This window comes from Nocardia carnea, assembly GCF_029869215.1.
Lineage (GTDB): Bacteria > Actinomycetota > Actinomycetes > Mycobacteriales > Mycobacteriaceae > Nocardia > Nocardia carnea_B.
The window spans coordinates 1-2,385 of the sequence record NZ_JARWPM010000283.1; the positions used below are offsets into that span (position 1 = coordinate 1).

The window sequence follows — 2,385 nt, forward strand, 5'->3', positions numbered from 1 at the left end:
GCCGCGGCCCCGGGCAGACCCGCACCGACCGCGACATCCCCCGCGCTCGGTGCGCCGCCCCCGGCGCCCGCCCCCCCCCCCCCCCGCGCCGGGCGCGGCAGGGGCGGCCCCCCCGGGGGCCGCGGGCCCCGGTCGGGCCGCCACTGGGGCTCCCGGCGCGGGGTGGCGGCGGTGCGGGCGCCGGTGGCGGCGCACCGAGCGCGGTGGATGTCGCGGTCGGTGCGGGTCTGCCCGGGGCCGCGGCACCGCCGGCCGCACCCGGTGCCGCGGCCGCACCCGCGCCCAGTACCGCGCCGGTCGTGGCGGCGCCGCAGAATCACACGGTGCGACCCACCAGCGCGGAGGATCTGCTGCCCGAACCCAAGATCCTGTCGGTGATCGGCGGGTTGATCGCGCTGGCCATCGCCGGCGGCGGCTCGGCCGTGATGAGTTATCAGAGCGCGGCCCAGGCCCAGGCGCGCATCGACGCCGCGCGCGCCGAATTCTTCGGAACGGGTGCGTGATCCGATGACGCGAAGCGGAACAGGTAACGCCCGGACCTCGACGGGTAAAACACCGGGTACGCGTGCCTATCGCCGGGTCGCGGCTGCGGTGGACGCGGTGTGCGCGATTGCCGCCGACGCCGACGCAACCACCCTCGATCAGGTGGTGGACGCGGTGGCTGCCGAACGCGGCCGGCCCATCGAGATCGCCGACGCCGATCTCGGCCCGGGAGTCTGCGGGCAGCGGCGGTACTACCCGGCCAAGGACATCATCGTGCTCGCCAGCGCACTACCGAGCCGCGACCATACTTTGGCGCACGAATTGGGCCATATCGTTTTCGATCACGAGGGCGCCCCGGCCACCGAGGTGACCCTCGAGGTGAGCGATGAGCTCATCGCCTACATGCTGAGTCAGCGCGCGCATCAGACCGCCGTCGAGGACGGCGAGGACGACCAGGCCGAATGGGAGGCCGAAACGTTCGCCGCCATGCTGATGACGCGGTTGCGCGTATTCAACAGCCGGGGCGCGGGCGTCTCGGTCCTTCGATTCGATGAGGCTCTGGGATGACGTTCTGGTTGACCGCATTGATTGTCTGGGTCGCGGCCGGCGCCCGGGTGGGTCGGGTCCTCGTCAAACCCGCGACCACCGCGCGGGTGGCGATCGTGATCGCCGTGGCGGCCGTGGCACTCGCCTGTACTGCGGCCATTCCCGATGTGGGGCTGGCGATCGACAACCTGCTGCCCGGCGGGCTGCCGGGCGGATTGTTGTCGGAGGGTGTAGTCGTGGGGGCCTGGCAGCTGTTCGTCACCGCGACCTCGGTCGTCGCGTCCGCGGCCTGGCCGGTGGTTTCGCGGCGAAACCTGCGCCAGATCGCCTGGGCCATATACGGTGCCGGTCTGCTCACGATCGCCGGTGCGCTGTTCTGGTCCTTCACCGTCGGCTGGGCGGTGGTCGCGGCGGCGGGGATCTTCGTGGTGGTGACCGGCCTGCGGAATCTGAGCTGGACGGCGCTCGGTCGCGGTATCGCCATCTATATCGCGGGGACCGCGCTGGTGATCGGGCTGGCCGCCGGACAGATCCAGCGGGGGCTCACCGATGCTCCCGGTGCCGAGCCGGGGAAACCGGGCTGGGCGTGGCCGCTGTGGCAGATCGCCGCGCTGCTGGTGGCGTTCGGCGCGGTCTGGATCGTGGTCGAGATGTGGTTGCGCGCTCGGTTGCTGTTGCGCCGGGTACAGACCCTGCACAAGGTCTTGGTGAAACGCTTCCCCGAGGTGGTCCAGGAGGAAACCGGGACGTCCACCCAGCTCAAGGCATCGGACCGGGTCGCGCAGATCATGGACGCGCTGTATCTGCAGTCCGGCGGTGGTGTGGAGCTCGCCGCCGCGGGCGACCCGCCGGCGGCTATCGGGCGGCGGGCCGAGCGAGTTGCGCAGTGGGCGAAGCATCCGCTGGGGACCGCGGTGGTGGATGCCCGGTGGATCGCGCCGCCGGAAGGTATCAGCCCACGAGGGTGGGTTCAGGCGATCGCGCAGGCCTTCGACGCGCTACCGGAGCAGGCCGCGCAACCGGAGCCGCAGCCTCGGTAGTTGCCCGGGGTGTGCCGTATGTCCGTTACGTCACTGTGATATCGCCGCGGCGGGCCCAAAAATCATGCCGATTGGTCGGTACTGCGATTATCGGACACTGCGGGTCCGGGCGTTCCGTGATACCCCTGCCGCAAGAATTAGTCCCACTGGTGGGAACGCCTCGCGGTGTTTACCGCCGAACAGGAGCAGACGCCGGGGGGGCCCCCCCCGCAGGCGCCCCGCGGCGAGACCGGGGGGTTTGTGTGCCGAGCGGGCGGAGTAGGTGAGGGCCGCCCGCCCCCGCCCGGGAGTCAGCCACAGGGGAGCCCGGGGCAGG

Annotated in this window: 3 protein-coding genes; all 3 read left to right on the forward strand. The window is 71.8% G+C overall.

Annotation, left to right across the window (positions count from 1 at the left end; translation table 11 throughout):
- Window positions 1-323: 323 nt before the first annotated feature.
- The 3 genes from QH276_RS19790 to QH276_RS19800 are packed head-to-tail and all read left to right on the forward strand — an operon-like array spanning window position 324 to window position 2,069.
- Window positions 324-503: a hypothetical protein gene (locus QH276_RS19790; protein ID WP_280406850.1), complete on the forward strand. Its 180-nt coding sequence runs from the start codon at window positions 324-326 to the stop codon at window positions 501-503.
- Between the two features lie 4 nt (window positions 504-507).
- Complete coding sequence (locus QH276_RS19795) at window positions 508-1,050, forward strand: ImmA/IrrE family metallo-endopeptidase (RefSeq protein ID WP_280398826.1); 543 nt, start codon at window positions 508-510, stop codon at window positions 1,048-1,050.
- Window positions 1,047-2,069, forward strand: coding sequence for a hypothetical protein (locus tag QH276_RS19800; protein ID WP_280398825.1), 1,023 nt, complete (start codon window positions 1,047-1,049; stop codon window positions 2,067-2,069). Before QH276_RS19795 ends, QH276_RS19800 begins: the two co-directional genes overlap by 4 nt.
- The last annotated feature ends 316 nt before the right edge of the window (window positions 2,070-2,385 follow it).

What these genes read in the sequence shown, in the direction of transcription:
- QH276_RS19795 (WP_280398826.1), top strand. Translation starts at nt 508, where the DNA reads ATGACGCGAAGCGGAACAGGTAACGCCCGGACCTCGACGGGTAAAACA.
- QH276_RS19800 (WP_280398825.1), top strand. Translation starts at nt 1,047, where the DNA reads ATGACGTTCTGGTTGACCGCATTGATTGTCTGGGTCGCGGCCGGCGCC.